Genomic DNA, 23837 nt, shown 5'->3' with positions numbered 1-23837 from the left:
TTCAGGACGTGGGCAGGGCCTGCATGGCCTTGATGAACCCGTCGGCGTCGAGCTTGCCGTCGAAGAACTGCTGCACCGCGGTGTGCATCGCGTTGCTGGCCGACTGCGGGTAGGCCTGGTCCCACGAGAGCTGGAACGACGGCGCGGCCTTCACCAGGTCGTACTGGAACTTCGCGTAGGCCGGGTCGGCGGCCTGGCTGAGGAAGTTCGTGGTGTTGGTGGTGGTCGGCAGGTTGCCGATCGCCACGTGGGCCTTCACGAACTCGTCGCTGTACTGCAGCTTCAGGAACTGCGCGATGGCGTCCGCGTGCTTGGTCTTCTTCAGCACCGAGTAGTAGTTGTTCGTGTTGCCGACGATGTCGGTCTGGTCACCCTTGCCGTCGGCGACGGTCGGGAAGGTGGCGTAACCCAGGTCGCTCTTGGCGAAGTCCGGGTTGTCCTGCTGCTGCTGCGAGTAGTACCACGAGCCCATGAGCTCGAAGCCGGCCTTGCCCTGCGCGACCAGCGCGACCGAGCCGCCGTCGGTGTACTTGACCGAGTCGTAGTTGGTGCCGAAGGCACCGGCGTCGATCAGCTGCTTGAGCTTGGCCAGCGCGGCCCGGCTCTCGGGGGTGTCCCAGGCGGACTTGTCGCCGCCGAGGGCCTTGTCGAACAGGCCCGGGCCCGCCATGCGGTCGTACATGTACTCGTACCACATGAGGGTCGGCCACTGGTCGCCGCCGCCGAGGGCGATGGGGGTGATGCCCTTGCCCTTGAGGACCTTGACGGCGTTGAGCAGCTCGTCCCAGGTCTTCGGCGCGGTCAGGCCGTTGTCGGCCAGGACCTTCTTGTTGTTGAACAGCATGACCGGCTGGGTGCCACGCATCGGGACGCCGTAGGACTTGCCGTCGACCACGGCGCCGTTGAAGACCGAGGGCAGGAAGTTGGACTTCAGGCCCGGGTCCTTGGCGATCATGTCGTCGAGCGGGAGGAGGAGGCCGGCCTTGACGAAGGGCGCGATGCTGCCGCCGCCCCAGTTGAAGAAGACGTCCGGGGCCTGCTTGGTGTTGATGATCGTCTGCAGCTTGGTCTGGTAGTCCGCACCAGGAATCGTCTGCAGCTTCGCCTTGACCTTGGAGGTCTTGTTGAAGGTGTCGACGATCTGCTTCTCGACCTTGTTGCTCGCGTCACCGTAGACGAGCACCGTGAAGCTGCCAGAGCTGCTGCTGCTGGAGCTGCCACCGCCGCACGCGGCCAGCGTCAGCCCGAGGGCGAGTACCACGCTGCCGGCCACAGCACGGGGAAGCCATCTCTTCTTCATCGTCCAGCCTTTCGAAATGTTTCGGCATCCTCGCCGAAAATTGCTGCGCGATGTGACGCTAAGGTGCGGCTGCGAAACGGTCAACCCTCGGGCTGCGGGTTATCAAAGCGTTACGCGCAGATGTGTCGTACGCTGCGCTCTTATGGATGAAGAGGTGGACGAGGGTCGGGTCACGCTCGCCCAGGTCGCCGAAACTGCCGGGGTCTCCGTCTCGACAGTTTCGAAAGTGCTGAATGGGCGTCAGGACGTCTCGGCACTTACAAGGTTGAAAGTTGAACGACTCCTGGAGCTGCACGGATACCGCCGGACGACCCGTGGCGGATCCGAGGCGCCGTTGATCGAGATCGTCTTCCACGAGCTGGACGCCATCTGGGCCATGGAGCTCATCCTGGGTGTCGAGAAGGTCGCCAAGGAGATCGGCGGCAGTGTCGTCCTCACCGAGAGCGGCACCCGCCACTCACCGGACAACGAGTGGATCGAGGGGGTCCTGCGGCGCCGCCCGATGGGCGTCATCCTCGTCTTCTCCGCGCTGCCGCACGAGTTCAAGCAGCAGCTCAGGAGCCGTTCGATCCCTTTTGTGATCATCGATCCGGCTGGCGACCCGGAGCCCGACGTGCCGTCGGTGGGCTCGGCGAACTGGTCCGGCGGCCTCGCCGCGACCCGGCATCTGATCGAGCTCGGACACCGCCGTGTCGGGATAATCACAGGGCCCGAGGACATGATGTGCTCGCTCGCCCGGCTGGACGGCTTCCGCTCCGCCATGACGACCGCCGGCCTCGACATCGACCCCGACCTGATCGCCTTCGGTGACTTCCACGTCGAGGGCGGCTACGAGCAGGCCATGCGGATGCTGGGCCGCTCCGACCGGCCCACGGCGATCTTCGCCGGCAGCGACCTGCAGGCCATCGGCGTCCTCGAGGCGGCCGGCGCGCACGGCCTGCGCACCCCCGCCGACCTGTCGGTGGTCGGCTACGACGACGTCGCCGTCGCCCAGTGGTCCCGCCCGGCCCTGACCACCGTGCGCCAGCCGCTGCGGCGGATGGCCGAGGAGGCCTCGCGGATGATGCTGCGGCTGCGGGCGGCGCCCGCCAGCGCGTCCACCACCCGCATGGAGCTCGCCACCAGCCTGGTCATCCGCCGCAGCACCGCCCCGCCGCCCGCCTGACCGGCCGCGGCCGCCCTCCGCGGGCCGCTCCGGCGGCCGGCTGATCTGCGGCGGATGGCTGACCTGCGGATTTTAGCGGTACTTTTGGGCATATGACCGTTCGCGGCGCGCCCGGCGAACCGCACCTGCCGAAGGTCGCGCGATCGACGACGGCCCGGATGGCGGCCGGGCTGGTGCTGCTCGCGCTGCTGCTGGCCGTGGACATCGCCGGCGGGACGCGGATCCGGATCGGCGGGCTCATGGTCGGGGTGCCCGCGCTGTCGGCGGTCTTCCTCGGCCCGTGGGCCGTGCTGGCACTGGTCGCGGCCACCTTCCCCTGCCTGGCGGTCGCGGCCTGGGACAATGGCCAGCTCGACGCGGTGAACTTCCCCGTCGTCATGGCCACCACCACCCTCATCGGCGGCGCGTCCGTGCTGGCCGCGGTCGTCCGGCAGCGCCGTGAACGCGAGCTGGCCCAGGTGAGATGGGTCGCCGCCGTCACCCAGCGGGCCCTGCTGCGCCCGCTGCCGACCCGGCTCGGCCCGCTCGCCATCGCCTCCACCTACCTCGCCGCCGACGCCGAGGCCGCCATCGGCGGCGACCTCTACGCGGCCGCCGACCTCGGCGGCGGCCGCATCCGCGTGATGGTGGGCGACGTCCAGGGCAAGGGCATGGCCGCCGTCGAGGTCACCGGCATGCTGCTGGCCGCCTTCCGCCACGCCGCCCGCCACCGCACCCCGCTGCGCGCGCTGCCCGCCGTCCTCGACGAGAGCCTGCGTGACGACCTCACCGACCTCACCGCCTCCGCGGGCCTCCCGCTCGAACCGCCGCCCCCGCCGCCGTCCGCGCACGACCCGGAGTCCGCGGGGGCTCCCGCCGCCTCCGGCTTCCCGGAGCGCTTCGTGACCGCGGTGATGGTCGACGTCGCCCCCGGCGGCGGGCGCATCAGCATCGCCAACTGCGGCCACCCGCCGCCCGTCCTGCTGCACCACGGCGAGGTCCTGCCGCTGGACTGCGCACACCCCGTCGTGCCGCTGGGCCTCGGAGACCTCGCGCCGGAGACCCAGCCGCCGGACACCTACGACTTCGCGCTCGGCGACGTCTTGCTGCTCTACACCGACGGCGTGATCGAGGCCCGGGACCGCGACGGCGCCTTCTACCCGCTGGCCGACCGGCTCGCCGACTGGTGTGACCTCGCCCCGGCCGACCTCCTGCCCGCCCTGACCGCGGACCTGGCCCGGCACGTCGGCAGCCGCCTCGGTGACGACGTCGCGGTGGTGGCCCTGCAACGGGTGGCATGACCGCGGCCGCGGGTCGCCGTACCGGTCCGCGGCCGCGTGCCCGCCGCCCACCGGGCGGTTTTCCGCGCGCTGCCGCGTGCCACGGAGGGTCCGCGGGGGCCGCGCGGTTAGTGTGCGCTGACCGCCCAGCGGGGCGCCCGCAGCCCGGCCCGCCCCGTCCGTACGCCTGCCCGACCGCGCCCGCGGCCCGTCCCGTTCGTATACGGTCCCCGCGCGCCGCGGGCGCCGAGCCAGGAGGCGACCCATCAGCGAGCAGACCCCGGCCCCGCCCGCTTCCGCGCCCGGCGGGCAGGCCGGCGGCCAGCCGCAGGAGGCCGACGCGCTGCGGGACATGCTGGGCCGGCCGCAGTACCGGCGGGCGCTGGTCTTCAGCGGGCTGATCGGCATCCCGGTGTCCCTCGTCGCCTTCTGGTTCCTGGCCGGGCTGCACGAGCTCGAACACCTCGTCTGGACCAGCTGGCCGCACGGCCTCGGCTACGACCGGGCGCCCTGGTGGTGGTCGCTGCCCGGGGCCGCCGTCGCGGGCGCGGGCACGGCGCTGGTCGTGCTGCGCTTTCCCGGCCGGGGCGGCCACGTCCCGGTGGCCGGCCTGCACTCCGGTACCCCCACCACGGCAGCGCTGCCCGGCGTCGTCCTCGCCGCGCTGTGCTGCCTGCCCTTCGGCGTCGTGCTCGGGCCCGAGGCGCCGCTCATCGCACTCGGCAGCGGCCTCGCGCTGCTCTTCCGCGACCTCGCCCGCGCCCCGGCCACGCACGAGGGCACCGCGCTCCTCGGCGCCGCGGGCGCCGCCGCGGCCATCGCCGCGATCTTCGGCAACCCGCTGGTCGCCGCCGTCATGCTGATGGAGGTCGCCGGGGTCGGAGGGCCCCGGCTCTTCGCCGTCATGCTGCCCGCACTGCTGTCCAGCGGCGTCGGCGCGGTCGTCTTCACCGGCTTCGGCCACTGGACCGGCCTGAAGACCGGCAGCCTGGAGATCGGCCTCCCGGCGCCGCCGCTGCTGGACGCCGGCGACGTGGTGTGGTCGGTGCTGATGGCCGCGCTCATCGCCGTGGTGATCCACTACGTCATGCTGGCCGGCCGGCACACCGCGATCCTCGTCGCGGCCCACCCGCTGCGCAACACGCTCCTCGCCGCGCTCGCCATGGGCTGCTGCGCCGCGGCCTACACCGGTGCCACCGGCCGCCCGCCGACCGACGTGGCGCTGTCCGGGCAGTCCACGCTGCCGGACCTGGCCGCGCACCCGCACGCCTGGTCGGTGGGCGCGCTCGTCGCGGTGCTGGCCTTCAAGTCCGCGGGCTACGCGATCAGCCTCGGCAGCCTGCGCGGCGGGCCGATCTTCCCCGCGCTCTTCCTCGGGGCCGCCGCCGGGGTGCTGCTCGCACCGCTGCCCGGTTTCGGCGTGGTGCCCGCGACCGCGGCGGGGATGGCCGCGGCGACGGCGGCGGCGATGCGGCTGCCGGTGAGCACGGTGGTGCTGGTGGCGCTGCTGCTCGGGCACACCGGTTCGCTGCCGGTGGTCGTGCTGGCGGCCGTGACCGCCTTCGTGATCGTTCAGCTCCTTCCCGAGGGCCCGCCCGTCCCGCCCTTCCGCCCCCGCACCTCCACCCGCACCGGCGAGGGCTGAGCCCGGGACGGCCGGACCGCCGCGCCTCACCGGGCCGACGGCGTGACCAGGCCCGTCTCGTAGGCCATGACGACGGCCTGGGTGCGGTCGCGCAGCCCCAGCTTCGTCAGGACGCGGCTCACATGCGTCTTGACGGTCTCCTCGGTCACCGTCAGCTGCACGGCGATCTCCGCGTTGGACAGGCCCTGTGCGACCAGCCGCAGCACCTGCGTCTCGCGCGGGGTCAGCGCGGACAGCTCGGCGGACGGGCCCGCGGGCGCCCCAGGGACGGCGGACGGGCGGAGCCGGGCGAATTCGGCGATCAGCCGGCGCGTCACGCCCGGAGCGAGCAGCGCCTCGCCCTCCGCGACGACCCGCACCGCCTCGAAGAGGCGCTCCGCCGTGACGTCCTTGAGCAGGAAGCCGCTCGCTCCGGCGCACAGCGCGTCGTAGACGTACGCGTCCAGGTCGAAGGTGGTCAGGATCAGCACCCGCGGCGCCCCGGGCCCGGCGGACGCCAGCCGGCGGGTCGCCTCGATGCCGTCCATCACCGGCATCCGGACGTCCATCAGGACGACGTCCGGGGCCAGCTCGCCGCACGCGGCGACCGCCTCGGCGCCGTCGCACGCGGTGCCGACGACGGCGAAGTCCTGCTGGGTGTCCAGCAGCGCCGCGAAGCCCGTCCGCACCACCTGGTGGTCGTCCGCGACGAGGACCCGCACCGGCGGCGGGGGAGCGGCGCTCACCGCAGCACCCCCGCCGCCACCGGGAGCGACGCCTCGACCACGAAGCCGCCGCTCGGCCCGGAACCGCAGCGCAGTGTGCCGCCCGCGGCCGCGGCACGCTCGCGCATCCCGGGCAGGCCGTGCCCGCCCGCCCCCTCCGCGGGCGGCGGGACGGCGCCGGCCCCCGGCCCGTTGTCGCGCACCCGGAGCCGCAGGGCGTCGGCCGTGTAGTGCACCTCGACGTCCACCGCCGCGCCGCGGGCGTGCCGCCGCGCGTTGGTCAGCGCCTCCTGGACGATACGGAAGGCCGCCAGCTCCACCCCCGGGTCCAGTGCCGCCGCCGGGCCCGAGACGATCAGCCGCACGCCCGCGCCGGAGGCGTTCCTCGCCTCGTCGACCAGCTCGGTGAGCTGCTGGAGCCCCGGCTGCGGACGGCGCTCGGCGGTTTCCACCTCGGCGTCCTGCCGCAGCACACCGAGCAGCCGGCGCATCTCGGTCAGACCCGCGCGGGCGGTGTCGCCTATCTCCGACAACCGCTGCGCCCCTGCCGCGGGCATCCCGGGCGTGGCGAGCCGTGCCGTCTCCGCCTGGACGGCGATCATGGATATGTGGTGCGCCACCACGTCGTGCAACTCCCGGGCTATGCGGGCGCGTTCGCCCCGTGCGGTGTGCTCCAGCAGGCTCCGCGCGGTGACCTGCCGGGCCGTGCTGTGCACCCTCGCCTCGGCCCGCGCCGCCCGCGCGGCCCCCGCCCATGCCGCGGCCGGCGCCGCGGAGGCGGCCAGCAGCGCCAGCACCCGCACCTCCCCGGCGAGCCGCGGGTCGCACAGCGCGACGACGGGGAAGGGCGCGGCCAGCGCCACCGCGAGCGCCACCCGCGCACCGCGGCCCGCCGGCGCCCCCGCCGCCAGCCGGTGCAGCGCCAGCGGCACCGCCACCGCCCCCGCGGCCGTGAACGTACCGAACGCGGTGAGGGACAGCACCGCGGCCGCCGCCCCCGCGACCGCGGCCGTCTGCGTGGACAGCAGCACGGGCGGCGCCGTCGTCGCGAGCGCCAGCAGCGCCACCGCCAGCAGCGCGAACGCCGGCGAGCGCCCGTGGCCGCCCGTCACCGCGACCCGCACCGCGGCCTCCGTCACGGCGGCAGCGGCCAGCAGCGCCGCCACCACCGCCGGAGCCCGTGGCGACGCCGCGAACTCCCCGACCCACGTGGTGTCCTTCGGCCTCACACCGGCATTCTCCCCGCAAGTCCGCCCGCCGCGCGTCCTCCTGACCAGGGACCCGGCCGTACATCTCAGGGGGGACACCACCCCCGCGGTGTACCCCTGCGACGGTACGCCGAGGACCGCTCCACCGCGTGACGCGCCGCGGCTCCGGGCTTCCTAGCCTCTTCCTCCATGGAAGCAACCATCGAAGTCCGCGAACTGCACAAGCGGTTCGGGACGGCACCGGCACTGGACGGGATGACGTTCACCGTCACCCCCGGGCGGATCACCGGCTTCGTCGGGCCCAACGGCGCCGGTAAGTCCACCACCATGCGCGTGGTCCTCGGCCTCGACGCCGCGGACTCCGGCACCGCGCTGATCAGCGGCCGCCCCTACCGCGAACTGCGCAACCCGCTCGCCCACGTCGGCTCGCTGCTGGACGCCGGAGCGCTCCAGCCGAGCCGGAGCGCCCGCGGCCACCTGCTGTGGCTCGCGCACTCGCAGGGCCTGCCCGCCCGCCGCGTCGACGAGGTCATCGCCCAGGCGGGCCTGGAAGGGGCGGCCCGCCGCAAGGCCGGCGGCTTCTCGCTGGGCATGCGCCAGCGGCTGGGGGTCGCCGCCGCGCTGCTCGGCGACCCGCCGGTGATCATCATGGACGAGCCCTTCAACGGCATGGACCCCGAAGGCATCGTGTGGATCCGCGGCCTGCTGCGCTCGCTGGCCGCCGAAGGCCGCGCGGTGCTGGTCTCCAGCCACCTGATGAGCGAACTCCAGGACACCGCGCACCACCTGGTGGTCGTCGGCCGCGGGAGGGTCATCGCCGACACCGGGGTCGCCGAGCTGATCGCGTCCGCCTCCGGCGACCGCGTCCGGCTGCGCACGACCGAGCGGGTGCGTGCCATGACCCTGCTCTCGCAGGCCGGCGCCACCGTCGCGGCCACCGGCGGCGACACACTCACCGTCACGGGACTGGCCGGCGAGCAGGTCACCGCGCTGCTCGGGCGCGCCGAACTGCCCTTCTCCGAAGTGAGCGCACACCGCGCGACGCTGGAGGAGGCGTACATGGAACTGACCCGCGACGCCGTCGAGTTCCGCTCCGGAGGTGCGCTGTGACCGCGCCCGCACCCGGGACCACCACCCCCTACCGCTCCCCGCAGACCCCCGGCCGGGACGGCTTCCGGCGGCTGCTGCACGCCGAGTTCACCAAATTCCGGACGGTGCGCGGCTGGGTGGCCGGGCTGATCGCCGCCGCCGTCGTCACCGTCGGTGTAGGCCTGCTCGGCGCGGCCGGCAGCAGCATGGTGTGCAGCGGCCCGGGCGGCGGCACCTGCGACCACACCCTGCCCACCGGCCCCGGCGGCGAAGAGGTCCGCGACGCCCTCACCCTCGTCCACCGCCCGCTCACCGGCGACGGCTCCGTCACCGCCCGGATCACCTCGCTCACCGGCCGCTACGCCCCTCAGGGCCACGCCTCCCCGGACTCCGCCGGCGGCGGTCTCGCCTCCGGCGTCCAGCCCTGGGCCAAGGCCGGCGTCATCGTCAAGGACGGTACGGAGCCGGGCTCGGCGTACGCCGCCGTCGCGCTCACCGGGGCGCACGGGATACGCCTGCAGTACGACTACACGCACGACACGGCCGGCATGCCCGGCAGGGCCACCGCCGCCACCCCGCGCTGGGTGCGGCTGACCCGCAGCGGCGACACCCTCACCGGGTACGACTCCGCCGACGGCACCCACTGGACCCGGATCGGCGCGGCACGGCTGCCCGGACTGCCGGACACCGTGCAGATCGGGCTGTTCAGCACCTCGCCCGAATACCTCGTCACCTCCCGCTCGCTCAGCGGAGCCTCGGTCGACGGCGGTCCCAGCACCGCGACGGCCGCCTTCGACTCCGTCACGGTGCGAGGCACCGTGGGAGGCACGTGGACCGGCGACACCCTGGGTGCGGACGCCGGCCCCCTCAAGGACCCCGGCCTGGGCTACCGGCAGTCCGGCGGCACGTACACGCTCACCGGCAGCGGCGACGTCGCGCCCGTGGTGCGCGGCCGCGACGAGCCCGGCAAGTCGGTGGAGGACAGCCTCGTCGGCGCCTTCGCCGGGCTGGTGGTGGTGACCGTCGTCGCCGCGATGTCCGTCACCGCCGAATACCGCCGCGGCCTCATCCGCACCACCTTCGCCGCCGCCCCCCGGCGCGGCCGGGTGCTCGTGGCCAAGGTCGTCGTGGCCGGCGGGCTGTGCTTCGGCACCGGCCTGGCCGCGGCGCTGGTCGCGGTACCGCTCGTAGGGGCGGTGGAGAAGCACAAGCACTTCGCCGTGCACCAGCTGTCCGCGGGCACCGAGCTGCGGATCGTCGTCGGCACCGCCGGGCTCTTCGCCGTCACCGGCGTCCTGGCGCTCGCCGTCGGCACGCTGCTGCGACGCGGCACGGGCGCGGTCACCGCGGTCGTGGTCGCGATCGTGCTGCCGTACATCCTCGCGGTGTCCGGGATGCTGCCCGCGGGCCCGTCCCGCTGGCTCACCCGTGTCACCCCGGCCGCGGCGTTCGCCGTCCAGCAGAGCTCCCACGAGTACGCGCAGGTCGCCGCCGACTACTCGCCCGGTGCCGGGTACTTCCCGCTGGCCCCGTGGGCCGGCTTCGCCGTGCTGTGCGGCTACGCCGCCGCCGCGGTCGGCCTCGCGGCCGTGCGGCTGCGCCGGAGGGACGCGTGAGCGCGCTGCGGCAGGCGGTGCACGCCGAGTGGACCAAGGTCCGCACGCTGCCCGGCCTGCTGTGGCTGGCGGCCGCGATCGCCGTCGGCACCGTGGCCGTCGGCGCCGCGAGCGCGGCGGCGGTGCACTGCGGGGTCGCGGCCGGGGCGGAGTGCGGCCAGGACCCGGCGAAGGCCGCGCTGGCCGGTGTGCAGGCCGGCCAGGCGGGGGTGGCGGTGCTCGCCGTGCTGCTCGTCGGGGCGGAGTACGGCACCGGGATGATCCGGCTGACCCTCACCGCGGTGCCGCGCCGGGGCACGGTCCTCGCGGCGAAGGCGGCGGTGCTCAGCGGCACGGTGCTGGCCGCGGGGGCCGTCGCCGTGGCCGGCTCGCTGCTGGCCGGTCTGCTCATCCTGCCCGGGCACGGCTTCACCGGCTTCTCGGCCGCGCACGGCCCGGTGCTCAGGGCCGCCGCCGGCTCGGTGGCGTACCTGGTGCTGGTCGGGCTGCTCGCCCTGGGCCTGGCCACCGCGGTACGGGACTCCGCCGCCGCGGTGGGGGCCGTGCTCGGCCTGCTCTACCTCTTCCCGATCGTCGCGTCCGTCGTGTCCGACCCCGACTGGTACGAGCGCCTCCAGCGGGTGGGCCCGATGACGGCGGGGCTCGCGGTGCAGAGCACGCTCCCCGGGGCACGGACCCCGATCGGTCCCTACGCCGGGCTGGGCGTCCTCGCGGCCTGGGCCGCGGCCGGGCTGGCCGCCGGGGCTGTCGCCCTCCGGGCGCGGGACGCCTGACCCGCCCCCCGTCCCGGCCTGTGCGCCCCCTGCGCAGCGGACTGCCCCGCCAGGAGCCCCGCGGGTCTTCCGCGGGGCAGGGGCCGGGCCCGCTCCCGCAGGGCGGGCCGCACGGGAGACACGGTCCCGCGGCCCCGGAAGCGCCTGCCCGGAAGGGCATGCGTCCGCACGGGCACGCAGGCGGCGGACCAGGGCGGGCGGAACGGCGCGAACAGCCCTCCTCGCGGGAGGCCGCGCCAGGACCTCGGAGAGGCGGGACGCGGCGGCCTCCCGCACGGCCTCAGTGGAGCCGGGAGCGCCAGTCGGAGGGGACGCGGTCGGCGGGGCCGGGAGTGGGCTGGGTGGTGGGGTGGTGCTGGGGCGGGGCCAGGTCCGGGCCGTCCTCGACGTAGCTCTCGGTGCGGTAGTTCCAGAACCAGTCCTCGCCCGGCTCGTACGAGCGGATCACGTCGTGGCCGGTGGCCGCCGCGTGCGCGCCGGCGTGCTGCGCCGGGGAGCTGTCGCAGCAGCCGATGTGGCCGCAGGTGGCGCACCTGCGCAGGTGGAACCACCAGCCGCCGGATTGGTCGCAGTCGGCGCAGCCGTCGCCGCTCGGCGGCACGGACGGGTCGATGCCCGGGGTGGGTGGGGTGGTCATGAGGCGGCCTCCTCGGTGTCGGGGGAGTCTGCGGTGAGCGGCAGACGTACCCGGAATCGGGTGCTGCCGGGTTCGGACGCGACGTCCAGGTCGCCGTGGTGCTTGTTGACCACGATCCGCCAGGAGATGTCGAGCCCGAGCCCGGTGCCCTGGCCCACCGGCTTGGTGGTGAAGAACGGCTCGAAGATCCGCTGCCGGATCTCCGCGGGGACCCCCGGTCCGGTGTCCAGGAAGTCCACCACCAGCCTGCCGTGGTCCCGCGAGGTGCGCACGGTGAGGGTGCCGGAGCCCTCCATCGCGGAGACCGCGTTGTCGATCAGGTTCGTCCAGACCTGGTTCAGCTCGCCGGGGTAGGCGGGGATCCGCGGCAGCGTGTGGTCGAACTCCCGGACCACCTGCACGCCGGGGCCGATCTTCCCGGCGAGCATCTGCAGCGTGCTGTCCAGCAGCTCGTGGATGTCGACCACCTGGAAGGGCGCGCGGTCCAGCTGCGAGTACTGGCGGGCCGCGTTGACCAGCCCGGACACCCGGGTCGTGGAGTCCTCGATCTCGTTCATCAGCAGCTCGGTCTCGACGGTGTAGTTGAGCCACCGCACCGCGCTCTCCAGCAGCTCGGGGTCCACGGCCGCCGCGACCTGCTCCAGCCACTCCTGGTCGAGCCCGGCCTGGACGAAGACCGGGGCGAGGTCCCAGCCGCCGCGGATGCCGTGCTCGTCCAGCCAGTCGGCGACCGCGTCCTCCTGGTCGGAGGTCTCCAGCGGGCTCAGCTCCTGGGCCTTGGCGATCCGCTCGACGGCCCGCTCCTGCACCTGGATCAGGGTGTCCAGGTCGGACTGCCGGTAGGGGCCGCCGGCCAGGACCTTGAGCTTGCTGCGCATGCCGGCCACCCGTTCGCGCAGCGCGGAGGTGGCGCGCAGCGCGGCGGCGGCCGGGTTGTTCAGCTCGTGCGTCAGACCCGCGGACAGCGAGCCCAGCGCGAGCAGCCGCTCGCGCTGGCTGACGACCTGCTGGAAGGTCTGGTTGCCGAAGAACAGTCCTTCCAGCAGGTGCACCGCCATCGGGAACCACTCGCGCACGATGCCCGCGAACTCGTCGGCGGACAGCACGAAGAAGCGGGACGGCTCGGTCACCCGCAGCGAGTTGGTGTAGAGCTGCGGCACCCGGTCGCCCAGGTACGCCTGGAAGGCACCCGCGTAGACGCCCCTCATGGACGTGCGGTTGACCTCCACGTCGTCCGTGCCGACGCGCCGCGAGGTCACCACCGTGCCCTCCAGCAGCACGTAGAAGCACGTGGCCGGGTCGCCCTCGGCGTAGACGGGGCCGGGCCCGACGGAGTCGATGCGGCCCGAGGCGCACAGCCGGTCCAGCTGCTCGTCCGACAGGTGCTCGAAGAGGAAGAGCGAGCGCAGTTCCTCCGGGTTGCACGGCAGCGTCGAGGTCACAGCCCCTCCAGGTAGCGGTGTACGAGCATGACGGCCATCGCGCCCTCGCCGACCGCGGACGCCACCCGCTTGGCGGACTCCGCCCGGACGTCGCCGGCCGCGAAGACCCCCGGCACGCTGGTCTCCAGGTGGTACGGGGGCCGCTCCGGCTCCCACCCGGCGGGCCGCTCGCCCTCCGCGGCCAGGTCCGGCCCGGTCAGCACGAAGCCGTGCGCGTCCCGGCGGACGGTGCCGTCCAGCCAGTCGGTGCGCGGCGCGGCCCCGATGAAGACGAACAGCCGCTGGGCGTCCACCATGTCGGTGACGCCCGTGGCGGTGTCGCGCAGCGTCAGCCCCTCCAGGTGGTCGTCGCCGTGGGCGGCCTCCACCACGGTGCCGGTGCGCACCGAGATGGAGGGGACCGCGGCGATCTGCTGGATCAGGTAGTGCGACATGGACGCCTCCAGCGAGGGCCCGCGCACCAGCAGCGTGACGGACTTCGCGCCGCGCGAGAGGTAGACGGCGGCCTGGCCCGCGGAGTTGGCGCCGCCGACGATGTAGACGTCCTGGTCCTCGCAGCCCGCGGCCTCGGTCAGCGCGGAGCCGTAGTAGACGCCGCGGCCGGTGAGTTCGGCGATGCCGGGCACGTCCAGCATCCGGTAGGCCACGCCGGTGGTGAGGATGACGCTCTGCGCGGAGACCGCGGAGCCGTCCGCGAACCGCACGGTGCGCGTCGGCCCGCTCACCTCCAGGCCGGTGACCTCGCACGCGGTGAGCAGCTCGGCCCCGAAGCGGGTGGCCTGGCGGCGCGCCCGGTCGGTCAGCTGGGCACCGGAGACGCCGTCGGGGAAGCCCAGGTAGTTCTCGATCCTGGCGCTCTGCCCGGCCTGCCCGCCGGTCGCGGTGCGCTCCACCAGCACCGTGTTGAGGCCCTCCGACGCCCCGTAGACCGCCGCGCCCAGGCCCGCGGGCCCGGCGCCGACCACCACCAGGTCGTAGAACTCCTCGGCGGGGGTCGTCGCGAGCCCCACCTGCGCGGCGAGGTCCTGGTCCGAGGGCTCGACCAGCACGTCGCCGCCGGGCGCGATGACCAGCGGCAGCCGCATCCCGTCGTGCCCCGCGGCCTCCAGCAGCCGCCGCCCCTCGGCCTGGTCGGACAGGTACCAGCGGTACGGGATCTGGTTGCGGGCCAGGAACTCGCGCACGCCGGAGGAGCGCGCCGACCAGCGGTGGCCGACGACCTTGGTCTCCGGCACCGGACGGTGGTCGGAGGCCAGCCAGCTCTCCAGCATGTCGTCGACCACCGGGTAGAGCTTCTCCTCCGGCGGGTCCCACGGCTTGAGCAGGTAGTGGTCCAGGTCGACGACGTTGATCGCGTCGATCGCCGCGCCCGTGTCGGCGTAGGCGGTGAGCAGGATGCGGCGGGCGCCGGGGTAGACGTCCATGGCCTGTTCGAGGAACTCGATGCCGTTCATCTGCGGCATGCGGTAGTCCGCGAGGATCACCGCGACCAGGTCGCCGCGCAGCTTCATCTGGCGCAGCGCGTCGAGCGCCGACTCGCCCGACTCCGCCCGCACCACCCGGTAGCGCTCGCCGTAGCGCCGCCGGAGGTCGCGGGCGACCGCCCGGGAGACCCCGGGATCGTCGTCGACGGTCAGCAGTACGGATCGGCGTGTGCTCTCCGGCGTTGTCATGGGCATCCCCGTCCCCGTCCGCGGCCTGCGCGTTTTCGCTCCGCACAGGTCCGCCGATCAGCCTAGTGTGATCATCGGACCTCCGCAGTGCGAGGTCACCCGGCGTGCGAGGTGATCGCCGAGCGCGTAATCTTCCGCCCTGACGTCAGGGGGGACGCGATGCGGGTGGGGAGCGCGGCGGCGGCCGCGGTGGCGGTGCTGTGCGCCGCCGTCACGGCGGCGGACGGCGCGGCGGCGGTGGCCGCCGGGCCGCCGCTGGCGAAGAGCGAGGCCGAACGGGAGATCGGCGCGGCCTACGCGCGCGAGGGGCTGCTGGAGAACGACCGGGTGATCGTCCTGGTCGACGAGAAGTGGACGCACGGCCGACCGCCGCCCCCGCAGTGCGTGATCAGCCGCACGCAGCCGATGACGGCCTCGCGGGAGCAGACCGCCCGGGTGGTCGCCGACCTGGCGCGGGACGGCTGGCGGGTGCGGGGGAGCAGGGACGACGGCTCCTTCTGGCTGACGACGCTGTTCAAGGGCGGCTGGCGGCTCTCACTGTCCTGGTTGCCCCCGGATCCGGACGGCCGGCTGTTCGCCGACGCCGTCCGGCCGGGCTGCTGAGCCGTACGGCCCGCGCGCCGCGCCGCCCGGCCGCGCTTGCGCTGAAGTGCACTCCAGCTCCTAGCCTCGACGGCATGACTACACCGCAGAAACCGATCGGCTCGGGCTTCGGCGCCCGCACGACCGCGGACGAGGTCCTCGACGGCATCGACCTGACCGGCAAGCTCGCGCTGGTCACCGGCGGCTACTCCGGTATCGGCCTGGAGACCACCCGCTCGCTCGTCAGGGCCGGTGCGAACGTGGTGGTGCCCGCGCGCCGTCCGCAGACCGCCCGCGAGGCGCTCTCCGGCCTGCCGGGCATCGAGATCGACGAGCTGGACCTCGCCGACCTCGACAGCGTCCGCGCCTTCGCGGACCGCTTCCTGGCCACCGGCCGCGACCTCGACATCGTCATCAACAGCGCCGCCGTCATGGCCTGCCCGCAGACCTGGGTGGGCCCCGGCTGGGAGGCGCAGTTCGCCACCAACCACCTCGGGCACTTCGCCCTGGTCAACCGGCTGTGGTCGGCCGTCGAGCGGGGCCGCGGCCGGGTCGTGGCGGTCTCCTCGGGCGGCCACCACAACTCGCCGATCCGCTGGGACGACCTGTGGTTCGAGCGGGGCTACGACAAGTGGCAGGCCTACGGGCAGGCCAAGACCGCCAACGTGCTCTTCGCCGTGCACCTCGACGAGCTCGCCCGTGAGCGCGGCGTGCGCGCCTTCGCCCTGCACCCCGGCGGCATCCTCACCCCGCTCCAGCGCCATCTGTCCAAGGCCGAGATGATGGAGCGCGGCTGGATCGACGAGGACGGCAAGGTGCTCAACCCGGGGATGTTCAAGTCGCCGCAGGAGGGCGCGGCCACCCAGGTGTGGGCGGCGACGTCGCCGCAGCTCGACGGCCTCGGCGGGGTCTACCTGGAGGACGTCGACATCGCCGCGCCCGCCCGGGAGGACGGCACCCGCAACGGCGTCCGCGACTACGCCGTCGACCCCGGTCAGGCTGCCCGGCTGTGGGCCCTGTCCGCCGAGCTGACCGGCGTGGACGCCTTCGCGGCCTGACCAGACGGCCCCCGGCCCGCACCTGCGGCGGTACGGGCCGGGGTACGGCGGCCTGCGGCGGCCCCCGGCCCGCGGCGGCCGAACGGGTGAAGGGCGCGCCCGTCGGCCCGGCGGGTGACGGGGGCCGGGTCCGGAGCGCTGGATGCTGGGGCGGTCAACCCGTCCGCGCCGGGCCGCGGACCCCCGCGCCCGGGCGGCGCCCCCGCGCCGGGCCCGACGCCACCGGAGGCCGACCCTGCTGGTGCTCTGCGTGCTCTTCGCGCTCCTGGGGGCGGCCAGCAACGCCACCGGGACGGTCTTCCAGCGCAAGGCCGCCCTGGCGGTGCCGGCCGGGGACGCGCTCAAGCCCCGGCTGATGATGGACCTGGTGCGCCAGCCGGTGTGGCTGCTGGGCATCGGCGGTGTGGTCGGGGCCGCCCTCTTCCAGGCGCTCGCCCTCGTCGCGGGCCCGCTCGCGCTCGCGCAGCCCGTGTTCATCCTGGAGCTGCCCTTCGCGCTGCTGATCGCGCTGCCCGTCCTGCACCGCACACTGCCCAGGGCGGGCTGGGTGTCGGTGGGATGCATGGTCGCCGGGCTGGTCGTCGCGCTCGCGAGCGCGGCACCGGACGGCGGGCGACCGCAGGCGCCGATGGCGCGCTGGACCCCGGCCCTGGTGCTGTGCCTGTCGGCGATCGGCTGCGCGGTCGCGGCCGCCCGGCACCGGCGCTCGGGCGCGGCACGTGCCGCGCTGCTCGGCTCGGCCGCCGCGGTCGGCAACGCCCTGACGGCCGCGCTCATGAAGTCGGCCGCCAACACCTTCTCCGACGACGGCTTCGGCGCCTTCCTGGCGGCGTGGCAGACGTACGGCTTCGCGGTGTGCGGGGTGACGGCGGTCTTCCTGCTGGAGAACGCGCTCCAGGCGGGTTCCATCGCGGCCTCGCAGCCCGCGCTGACACTCGGCGACGCGACCGTCAGCCTGCTGCTGGGGATCCTGATCTTCGCCGAGCACATCCGCACCGGCTGGTGGATCCTGCCCGAGCTGGCCGGCGTCGCCCTGGTCACGGCAGGCACCCTGCACCTGTCCCGGGCGGTCCCGCTGACGGGGGAGCTCAACGTCTGAAAGGCCGCGGGCGGCCCGGCCCCCCGGGCCGCGCCGGGCCCCCTCCGCCCGGCGCGGCCCGCGGGGCGGGCTCACGGCCGCCGCACCGCCAGGCGCAGGGTGACGATCTGGAAGGGCCGCAGCCGCAGGCGCACCCCCGGGCCCGCCACCTCGTGGCTGCCGTCGTCCGGCAGCGGCCGTTCCAGCAGGTCGGCCGCCACCGCCGAACCCAGCGCGAAGGACGGGGTGAGCACCGCGGACACCCGCCGGCCGCGTGCCTCGTAGAGCCGTACGACCACGTCACCGGAGCCGTCGTCGGCGAGCTTGACCGCGGAGACCACCACCCCCTCCTCGTCGAGGGCGACCAGCGGCGCCACCACCGCGGTGCCCGGCACCGTCCGCTCCGGAAGGTTCAGGTGGTAGCCCTCGCGCACCGCGTCGTCCGGCTCCACGCCCACCACCAGGCCGTACCGCAGCGTGTGCACGCCCTGGTCGGCGTCCGGGTCGGGGAAGCGGGCGGCTCGCAGCAGGGTGAGCCGCACGGTGGTGGTGGTGCCGCCGTCCGGGCGCACGTCGCGGGTGATGTCGTGCCCGTATGTGGAGTCGTTGACCAGTGCCGCGCCCCAGCCGGGCTCGCCGACGTGCAGGTAGCGGTGCGCGCACACCTCGAACTTCGCGGCGTCCCAGCTGGTGTTGGCGTGCGTGGGCCGCTCCACCTGGCCGAACGGGATCTCCGCCGTGGAGTGCGCGGCCCGTACGTCGAGCGGAAAGGCGGCCTTGAGCACCTTCTCCCGCTCCCGCCAGTCCACGACCGTGGCCACGTCCAGCCGCCGCGCGCCGCGCTCCAGCGTCAGCAGCTGCTCGATCCGGGACGCGCCGAAGGTGCGGACCACCCGCACCCCGCCGTCCACCGCCGTGACCTCGTCGGCGTCGGTGAGGTCGCGCACCGTGTTGCGGTAGAAGGCGTCCAGGTCCCAGGCGTCCCACCGGTTGGGGAAGTCCTGGTGCAGCTGCAGCAGGTTGGCCGGTGCGCCCGGCGCCAGCGCCTCGCGGCCGGCCGCGATGTCGTGGACGGAGGTGACCAGGCCGCGCGCGTCGACCGCGACCCGGATCAGGCCGTTGTCCAGGACGAAGCCGTCGCCGTCCGGGACCGGCGGGGTGCGCCCGGGCGGCGCGGAGCGGGGCGCCGCGCCCAGCGCGGGAACGCCGCCGCGGGCGTGCGGGGCCGCGTTGAAGACCACCTCGCCGCCCTCGCCGCCCTCGCCGCCCTCGCCGCCCTCGCCGCCCTCGTCGGGCCCGGCCAGCGCCGCCAGCGACCGCCCGATCAGCTCCTCCAGCGCCGCCGTGACCTCCGCGTGCGTCTGCTCGGCCTCCCGGTGCACCCAGGCGATCGAGGTGCCCGGCAGGATGTCGTGGAACTGGTGCAGCAGCAGCGTCTTCCACAGCCGGTCCAGCTCCCGGTGCGGGTACGGGACCCGGTGGCGCACCGCTGCCGTCGCCGCCCACAGCTCCGCCTCGCGCAGCAGGTGCTCGTTGCGCCGGTTGCCCTGCTTGGTGGCGAGCTGGCTGGTCAGGGTGCCGCGGTGGAATTCCAGGTACAGCTCGCCCACCCACACCGGCGCGTCGGTGTGCTCGGCGAACGCCTTCGCGAAGAAGTCCGCCGGCGCCTCGACCGCCACCCGCGGGGAGCCCTCCAGGTCCGCCAGCCGGTCGGCGCGCGCCATCATCTCCCGGGTGGGCCCGCCGCCGCCGTCGCCGTAGCCGAACGGGACGAGCGAGCGGTCGGTGCGCGCCTTCTCCCGGAAGTTCCGCTCGCTGCGGGCGACCTCGGCACCGGACAGGTCGCTGTTGTAGGTGTCGACGGGCGGGAAGTGGCTGAAGATCCGGGTGCCGTCGATGCCCTCCCACCAGAAGGTGTGGTGCGGGAAGACGTTGGTGGTGTTCCAGGAGATCTTCTGCGTCAGGAACCAGCGCACCCCGGCGAGCTTCATCAGCTGCGGGAGCGCCGCGTTGTAGCCGAAGGTGTCCGGCAGCCACATCTCCTCGGTCTCGACGCCGAACTCCTCCAGGAAGAAGCGCTTGCCGTGGACGAACTGCCGCACCAGCGACTCGCCGCCGGTGATGTTGGTGTCCGGCTCCACCCACAGGCTGCCGGCCGGCAGGAACTGACCGGACTTCACCTTCTCCCTCACCCTGGCGAAGACGTCCGGCCGGTGCTCCTTGAGCCACGCGAGCTGCTGCGCCTGCGACATCACGAAGCGGAATCCGGGGTGCTCGTCCATCAGCTGCGTGACGTTGGAGACCGTACGGGCCACCTTGCGGACCGTCTCGCGCAGCGGCCACAGCCACGCGGAGTCGATGTGGCTGTGCCCGACCGCCGAGATGCGGTGCGCGGCCGGACCCGCGGGCGCCGCGAGCGCCGGGGCCAGCACGGCGCGGGCCGCGGCGGCGGTGCCCGCGACGTCCTGGAGGTCGACCGCGTCCAGCGCCCGTTCGATCGCGGCCAGCAGCTGCCAGCGCCGGGTCGCCTGCTCCGGCAGCTCCGCCGCGAGCTGGCCGAGCACCTCCAGGTCGTGGACCAGCTCGAAGACCTCGCGGTCGAAGACCGCGAGATCCGCCCGGCGCAGCTGGTAGAGCGGCTCACCGGCCGGGCCCTGACCGCCGGTCAGCCACGGTGCCCGCGCGCCGACCTGCGTCGGGTGGAAGGTCAGCAGCTCGGGCCCGGACTGCATCACCAGCGGGTTGGCGGCGGCCTCGACGTAGTAGGCCACCTGTTCGCCGCCCGCCGCGGCCGCCGTGACCGGGATGTGGCTGTTGCGGGGGTTGAGCGCCTTGACCGCGGTGCCGTCGGGGCGGTGGACCAGGCCCTCGGCGGAGAAGCCCGGGTCGGTGAAGCCGAAGCCCAGGTCGACCACCGCCTCCACGGCGAGTCCCGCCCACTCCTCCGGGATCCGGCCGCTGACGCGGAACCAGCTGGTCGACCAGGCGGGCCCCCAGCGGTCGCCGACCCGCGCGGGGGCGTAGTCGGCGGCGAGTCCTTCGGCGACCGTGACCGGTTCGCCGGGTGCGTGCCACACCTCGACGGCCAGCGGCACGCACCGTGCGTGCACCGCGGGGCGAAGCCGCTGGTTCAGCACGCGGTCCAGCCGCTGCTCGATGATGGTGGGGTCGGAATGCATGGCGGAGCCTTCCGGTGCGTCGGGCGGTTCGGAGGTCGTACGGGCAGGTGCTTCGGGCCGGCGGAGGAGGCGGGCCCCGGGTCAGCCCTTGAGGGCGCCGCCCAGGGCGAAGCCGCCGCCGAGCCTGCGGGCGAGGACGAGGTAGAGCATCACGACGGGGATCGAGTAGACGATGGAGAACGCGGACAACCGGCCGTACTGCGTCTGATCGTGCGCGCTCAGGAAGGTGAAGACGCTCACCGACGCGGGCAGCTTCTCCGGGGAGAGCAGCAGGATGAAGGGGACGAAGAAATTCCCCCACATGCCGATGAAGGTGAAGATCGTCACCACCGTCACGCCGGGCCGCATGAGCGGCAGCACGATCCGCCACAGCACCTGGAGGGTTCCCGCGCCGTCGATCCGCGCGGCCTCCTCCAGGACCAGCGGCACGCCGTCCATGAAGCTCTTCATCAGCCAGATCCCGAACGGCAGCGCCGCCGAGGCCAGGAAGAGCGTCGTGCCCGGCATCGAGTCGATCAGGTTCACCTGCACGAACATGCTGTAGACCGGGATCATCACCGCCGTGATCGGCAGCCCGGTGCTGAAGAGGACGGTGTAGAGGAAGGGCCGCCGCATCCGCGACCGGAAGCGCGACAGCGGGTAGGCGGCCAGCACCGAGCACACCACGCACAGCACGGTGCCGCCGCCGCACAGCAGCAGGCCGTTGAGCATCGGCCGGTAGGTGGTGTCGTTGTCGAGGATCCGGTGGAAGTTCTCCCCGGTGGGGGAGGGCACCGACAGCCGGAAGTCGGCGTGCGCGTCGAGCGACGCCAGCAGCATCCACAGCAGCGGCACCAGGTAGAGCGCCGAGAAGACCAGCAGGCCGGCGTCGACCGCGGCCCGGCCGCCGCGGCGCCGCCGCTCCCGGGTGCGCTGCGCGGCCTGCCGGCGGGCGACCGGCCGGATCCGTGGCGTCCGCAGGCGTTCGGTGACGGCCATCAGTCCTCCTCGACCTTCAGCAGGCGGATGTAGACCACGGAGAACAGCGCGCCCACCACCAGCAGCACCAGGGCGACCGCCGTGCCGTAGCCGATCAGGCTGCTGGTGAAGGCCTGCTGGTACATGAACACCGGGAGCGTCTCGGTCCTGTTGCCCGGCCCGCCGCGGGTCATGGTGTAGATGAGCCCGAAGACGGACAGCGTCTGGAGGGTGATCAGCATCAGGTTGGTCATGACCGAGCGGCGGATCACCGGCAGCGTCACCCGCCACAGCCGCTGCCAGGGCCCGGCGCCGTCCACCTCGGCCGCCTCCACCAGCTCCTGCGGCACGTCGTCGAGCGCCGCCGAGTACACCAGCAGGGAGAAGGCGGTGCCGCGCCAGACGTTGGCGAGGCACACCGCCAGGATCGGCAGCGTGTAGAGCCAGTTCTGCCGCGGCAGGCCGAGCCCGTGCAGGATGGCGTTGAGCGAGCCCTGCTGGAAGAAGAACGCGTACATCAGGTAGCCCGCCACCACCTCCGGCAGCACCCACGCGGCGGTCACCACCGTGCCGGTGACCGCCCGCACCGGCCGGGAGGCCTTCCGCATCAGCACCGCGAGCGCGAGGCCCAGCGTGTTCTGCCCGACGACGGCGGAGCCGACCACGAAGACCAGCGTCAGCTCCACCGCGTTGGTGAAGTCCGGGTCGTGGAAGGCACGGCTGAAGTTGTCCAGGCCGACGAAAGAGGTGCCCGCCGAGCCCGTCAGCTGCATGTCGGTGAAGGCGTAGTAGACGCAGTAGGCGATCGGCCCGGCCATGAACACCGCGAGCAGCACCAGCGCGGGCAGCAGCGGCAACCCGCGCAGCAGGCCGGACACCGCCCGGCCGCGGCGCGGCCGGGCGGCGGGGGCCGCGGTGGCGGTGGCGGTCACTGCGCGCCCTGGACGGTCTTGTCCGCGCCGACGGCGGTCTTCACGTCGCCGTCGTAGGCGGACGCGGCCTTGCCGACCGAGGACTGGCCGGTCGTCACCGCCTCCATGGCCTTCTGGATCGCGCTGGAGACCTGGGTGTAGGCGGGCAGCCCCGGCCGGTAGTAGGTGTCGGGTACCAGTGCGGTGAAGAACTCGTTGCTGGGCAGCGCCTTGAGGTACGCCGGGTCGGAGGCCACGTCGGTGCGCACCGCGATGGTGGCGTTGACGGTGTTCCACTGCGCCGAGTTGGCCCTGCCCTCCAGGAAGCGGGTGAACTTCCAGGCCAGGTCGGGGTTCTTGGCCTTCGCCGGGATCGACCAGGCCCAGCCGCCGGACATGCTGACCCTGCCGCTGCCCTGGCCGTTCTGCGTCGGCATGGCGGCCGTGCCCATCGTGGTCTGCCACTGGGGCCACGGCTTGGGGCCGGTGCGGATCCAGTTGTTGGGCATCCAGGAGCCGTCGAGATCGATGGCGAGCTTGCCCTGCGGGATCATCTCGGTGCCCACGGCCGCCTGGATGTTGGCGCCCAGCGCCTGCTGCGGGGACGGGCCGAGGCCCTCGCCGTACACGGTGTGCAGGAAGTCCAGCGCGTCCTTGAAGCCCTTGCTGCCGACCACCCACTTGCCCTGCGTGCTGTCGTACAGCGCGTTCCCCGCGGCCGGGGTGCCGTACAGCAGCATCTCGAAGCCCTGCATCGAGGACGCCTCGCCCGCCGCGACACCGGTGTAGACGTTCAGCGGCGTCACCCCGGGCAGCCGGGACTTGACCGTACGGGCCGCACTCAGCACGTCCGCCCAGGTCTTCGGCTGCCACGGCACGGGGATGCCGGCCCGGGCGAAGAGCTGCTTGTTGTACCACAGGCCGCGGGTGTCGGTGTTGTCCGGGACCCCGTAGGTCTTGCCGTCCGAGTACTTCATCGCCGCCTTCGCGGGGGCGGCGAAGGAGCTCCAGTCCTGCCAGGTCCTCAGGTAGTCGTCCAGCGGCCTGAGATAGCCGCTCGCCACGTCGGAGTTGATCGTCGCGGTGTCCTCGTAGACCAGGTCGGGCGCTGTCGCGGGGGAGCGCATCATCAGCTGGATCTTGGTGTAGTAGTCGTTCTCGCTCGCGGTCACCGGGACGAGCTTGACGGTGGTGCCGGGGTTGGCCTTCTCGAACTGCTCGACCATCGGGCCCAGGAAGTCCGCCTGGACGTGGTTGTTGTTGTTGAGCTGCTGCTGGTAGACGACCTTGATCGTCGTGCTCGAACTCCCGGAGCCGGAGCCGCACCCTGACAACGTTGCCGCACCCACGGTGGCGAGGACCGCGGCGGCAATCACCGTTCGACGTCTCGTTCGCACGCTTGACCTCCGGTGAAGGGCCCGTTTCGGCCCGCTGCACCGCGGACCGCACCGGAGGCAGCCCGGTGGGGCCCGCCCCCGATCAGCAGGGCGCCGGGGCCCTGGCATGACGGCGAAGCTAAATCCAATGGATGGAGTAAGTCAACGGATGCGACAGGTAAACT

Annotated in this window: 19 protein-coding genes; 9 read left to right on the top strand and 10 right to left on the bottom strand. The window is 73.7% G+C overall.

Annotated elements, in window-relative coordinates:
- Position 1 precedes the first annotated feature (1 nt).
- A complete protein-coding gene (locus ACH4SE_RS31285) occupies positions 2-1300 on the bottom strand; it encodes an ABC transporter substrate-binding protein (protein ID WP_398546902.1) in 1299 nt (432 codons plus the stop codon).
- 142 nt (positions 1301-1442) lie between these two features.
- Here ACH4SE_RS31285 and ACH4SE_RS31280 point away from each other — a divergent pair, with 142 nt between their 5' ends.
- The 3 genes from ACH4SE_RS31280 (at position 1443) to ACH4SE_RS31270 (ending at position 5369) form a co-directional block, all read left to right on the top strand.
- Positions 1443-2465 carry a LacI family DNA-binding transcriptional regulator gene (locus ACH4SE_RS31280; protein ID WP_398546901.1) on the top strand — a complete coding sequence of 341 codons (1023 nt, stop codon included), beginning with the start codon at positions 1443-1445 and terminating at the stop codon, positions 2463-2465.
- 92 nt (positions 2466-2557) lie between these two features.
- The gene (locus ACH4SE_RS31275; RefSeq protein ID WP_398546900.1) at positions 2558-3745 is read left to right on the top strand and encodes a PP2C family protein-serine/threonine phosphatase; all 1188 of its coding nucleotides are present in this window, start codon (positions 2558-2560) and stop codon (positions 3743-3745) included.
- Positions 3746-4076: 331 nt separating this feature from the next.
- A complete protein-coding gene (locus ACH4SE_RS31270; RefSeq protein ID WP_398546899.1) occupies positions 4077-5369 on the top strand; it encodes a chloride channel protein in 1293 nt (430 codons plus the stop codon).
- Positions 5370-5395: 26 nt separating this feature from the next.
- Here ACH4SE_RS31270 and ACH4SE_RS31265 read toward each other — a convergent pair whose 3' ends face one another.
- The gene (locus ACH4SE_RS31265; protein WP_398546898.1) at positions 5396-6094 is read right to left on the bottom strand and encodes a response regulator; all 699 of its coding nucleotides are present in this window, start codon (positions 6092-6094) and stop codon (positions 5396-5398) included.
- Positions 6091-7302 carry a sensor histidine kinase gene (locus ACH4SE_RS31260; protein WP_398546897.1) on the bottom strand — a complete coding sequence of 404 codons (1212 nt, stop codon included), beginning with the start codon at positions 7300-7302 and terminating at the stop codon, positions 6091-6093. The genes ACH4SE_RS31265 and ACH4SE_RS31260 overlap by 4 nt, the downstream gene beginning before the upstream one ends.
- A 168-nt stretch (positions 7303-7470) precedes the next feature.
- Between ACH4SE_RS31260 and ACH4SE_RS31255 the strand changes: the two genes are divergently transcribed.
- From ACH4SE_RS31255 to ACH4SE_RS31245, 3 genes are read left to right on the top strand one after another with little or no spacing between them, the layout of a single operon-like run.
- The gene (locus tag ACH4SE_RS31255) at positions 7471-8391 is read left to right on the top strand and encodes an ATP-binding cassette domain-containing protein (RefSeq protein WP_398546896.1); all 921 of its coding nucleotides are present in this window, start codon (positions 7471-7473) and stop codon (positions 8389-8391) included.
- Complete coding sequence (locus tag ACH4SE_RS31250; RefSeq protein ID WP_398546895.1) at positions 8388-9986, top strand: ABC transporter permease subunit; 1599 nt, start codon at positions 8388-8390, stop codon at positions 9984-9986. Before ACH4SE_RS31255 ends, ACH4SE_RS31250 begins: the two co-directional genes overlap by 4 nt.
- Positions 9983-10759, top strand: coding sequence for an ABC transporter permease (locus tag ACH4SE_RS31245; RefSeq protein ID WP_398546894.1), 777 nt, complete (start codon positions 9983-9985; stop codon positions 10757-10759). The genes ACH4SE_RS31250 and ACH4SE_RS31245 overlap by 4 nt, the downstream gene beginning before the upstream one ends.
- A gap of 280 nt (positions 10760-11039) precedes the next feature.
- Here ACH4SE_RS31245 and ACH4SE_RS31240 read toward each other — a convergent pair whose 3' ends face one another.
- Genes ACH4SE_RS31240 through ACH4SE_RS31230 form a run of 3 tightly spaced genes read right to left on the bottom strand, consistent with a single transcriptional unit; the run spans position 11040 to position 14511 of the window.
- A complete protein-coding gene (locus tag ACH4SE_RS31240; RefSeq protein ID WP_398546893.1) occupies positions 11040-11396 on the bottom strand; it encodes a UBP-type zinc finger domain-containing protein in 357 nt (118 codons plus the stop codon).
- Complete coding sequence (locus ACH4SE_RS31235; protein WP_398546892.1) at positions 11393-12838, bottom strand: ATP-binding protein; 1446 nt, start codon at positions 12836-12838, stop codon at positions 11393-11395. Before ACH4SE_RS31235 ends, ACH4SE_RS31240 begins: the two co-directional genes overlap by 4 nt.
- The gene (locus ACH4SE_RS31230; protein ID WP_398546891.1) at positions 12835-14511 is read right to left on the bottom strand and encodes an FAD-dependent oxidoreductase; all 1677 of its coding nucleotides are present in this window, start codon (positions 14509-14511) and stop codon (positions 12835-12837) included. The genes ACH4SE_RS31235 and ACH4SE_RS31230 overlap by 4 nt, the downstream gene beginning before the upstream one ends.
- Before the next feature lie 159 nt (positions 14512-14670).
- Here ACH4SE_RS31230 and ACH4SE_RS31225 point away from each other — a divergent pair, with 159 nt between their 5' ends.
- The 3 genes from ACH4SE_RS31225 (at position 14671) to ACH4SE_RS31215 (ending at position 17250) form a co-directional block, all read left to right on the top strand.
- Complete coding sequence (locus ACH4SE_RS31225) at positions 14671-15114, top strand: hypothetical protein (protein WP_398546890.1); 444 nt, start codon at positions 14671-14673, stop codon at positions 15112-15114.
- A 74-nt stretch (positions 15115-15188) separates the two neighbouring features.
- The gene (locus ACH4SE_RS31220; protein WP_398546889.1) at positions 15189-16151 is read left to right on the top strand and encodes an SDR family NAD(P)-dependent oxidoreductase; all 963 of its coding nucleotides are present in this window, start codon (positions 15189-15191) and stop codon (positions 16149-16151) included.
- Between the two features lie 235 nt (positions 16152-16386).
- Positions 16387-17250 (top strand): DMT family transporter, encoded by an 864-nt coding sequence (locus ACH4SE_RS31215; RefSeq protein ID WP_398546988.1) that lies wholly within the window; start codon positions 16387-16389, stop codon positions 17248-17250.
- A 71-nt stretch (positions 17251-17321) separates the two neighbouring features.
- Here ACH4SE_RS31215 and ACH4SE_RS31210 read toward each other — a convergent pair whose 3' ends face one another.
- The 4 genes from ACH4SE_RS31210 to ACH4SE_RS31195 form a co-directional block, all read right to left on the bottom strand.
- On the bottom strand, positions 17322-20408 hold the full coding sequence (locus tag ACH4SE_RS31210) for an alpha-mannosidase (protein WP_398546888.1): 3087 nt from the start codon (positions 20406-20408) through the stop codon (positions 17322-17324).
- Between the two features lie 81 nt (positions 20409-20489).
- A complete protein-coding gene (locus ACH4SE_RS31205) occupies positions 20490-21386 on the bottom strand; it encodes a carbohydrate ABC transporter permease (RefSeq protein ID WP_398546887.1) in 897 nt (298 codons plus the stop codon).
- Entirely contained in the window at positions 21386-22297 is a 912-nt protein-coding gene (locus ACH4SE_RS31200) for a carbohydrate ABC transporter permease (protein ID WP_398546886.1), read from the bottom strand. Before ACH4SE_RS31200 ends, ACH4SE_RS31205 begins: the two co-directional genes overlap by 1 nt.
- Complete coding sequence (locus ACH4SE_RS31195) at positions 22294-23652, bottom strand: extracellular solute-binding protein (protein WP_398546885.1); 1359 nt, start codon at positions 23650-23652, stop codon at positions 22294-22296. The genes ACH4SE_RS31200 and ACH4SE_RS31195 overlap by 4 nt, the downstream gene beginning before the upstream one ends.
- Positions 23653-23837 lie beyond the last annotated feature (185 nt).

The organism is Streptomyces sp. NPDC020983, from assembly GCF_044333485.1.
GTDB lineage: Bacteria > Actinomycetota > Actinomycetes > Streptomycetales > Streptomycetaceae > Actinacidiphila.
The sequence above is the reverse complement of the archived record's forward strand: the minus strand, read 5'-3'. Positions and strand labels throughout refer to the sequence as shown.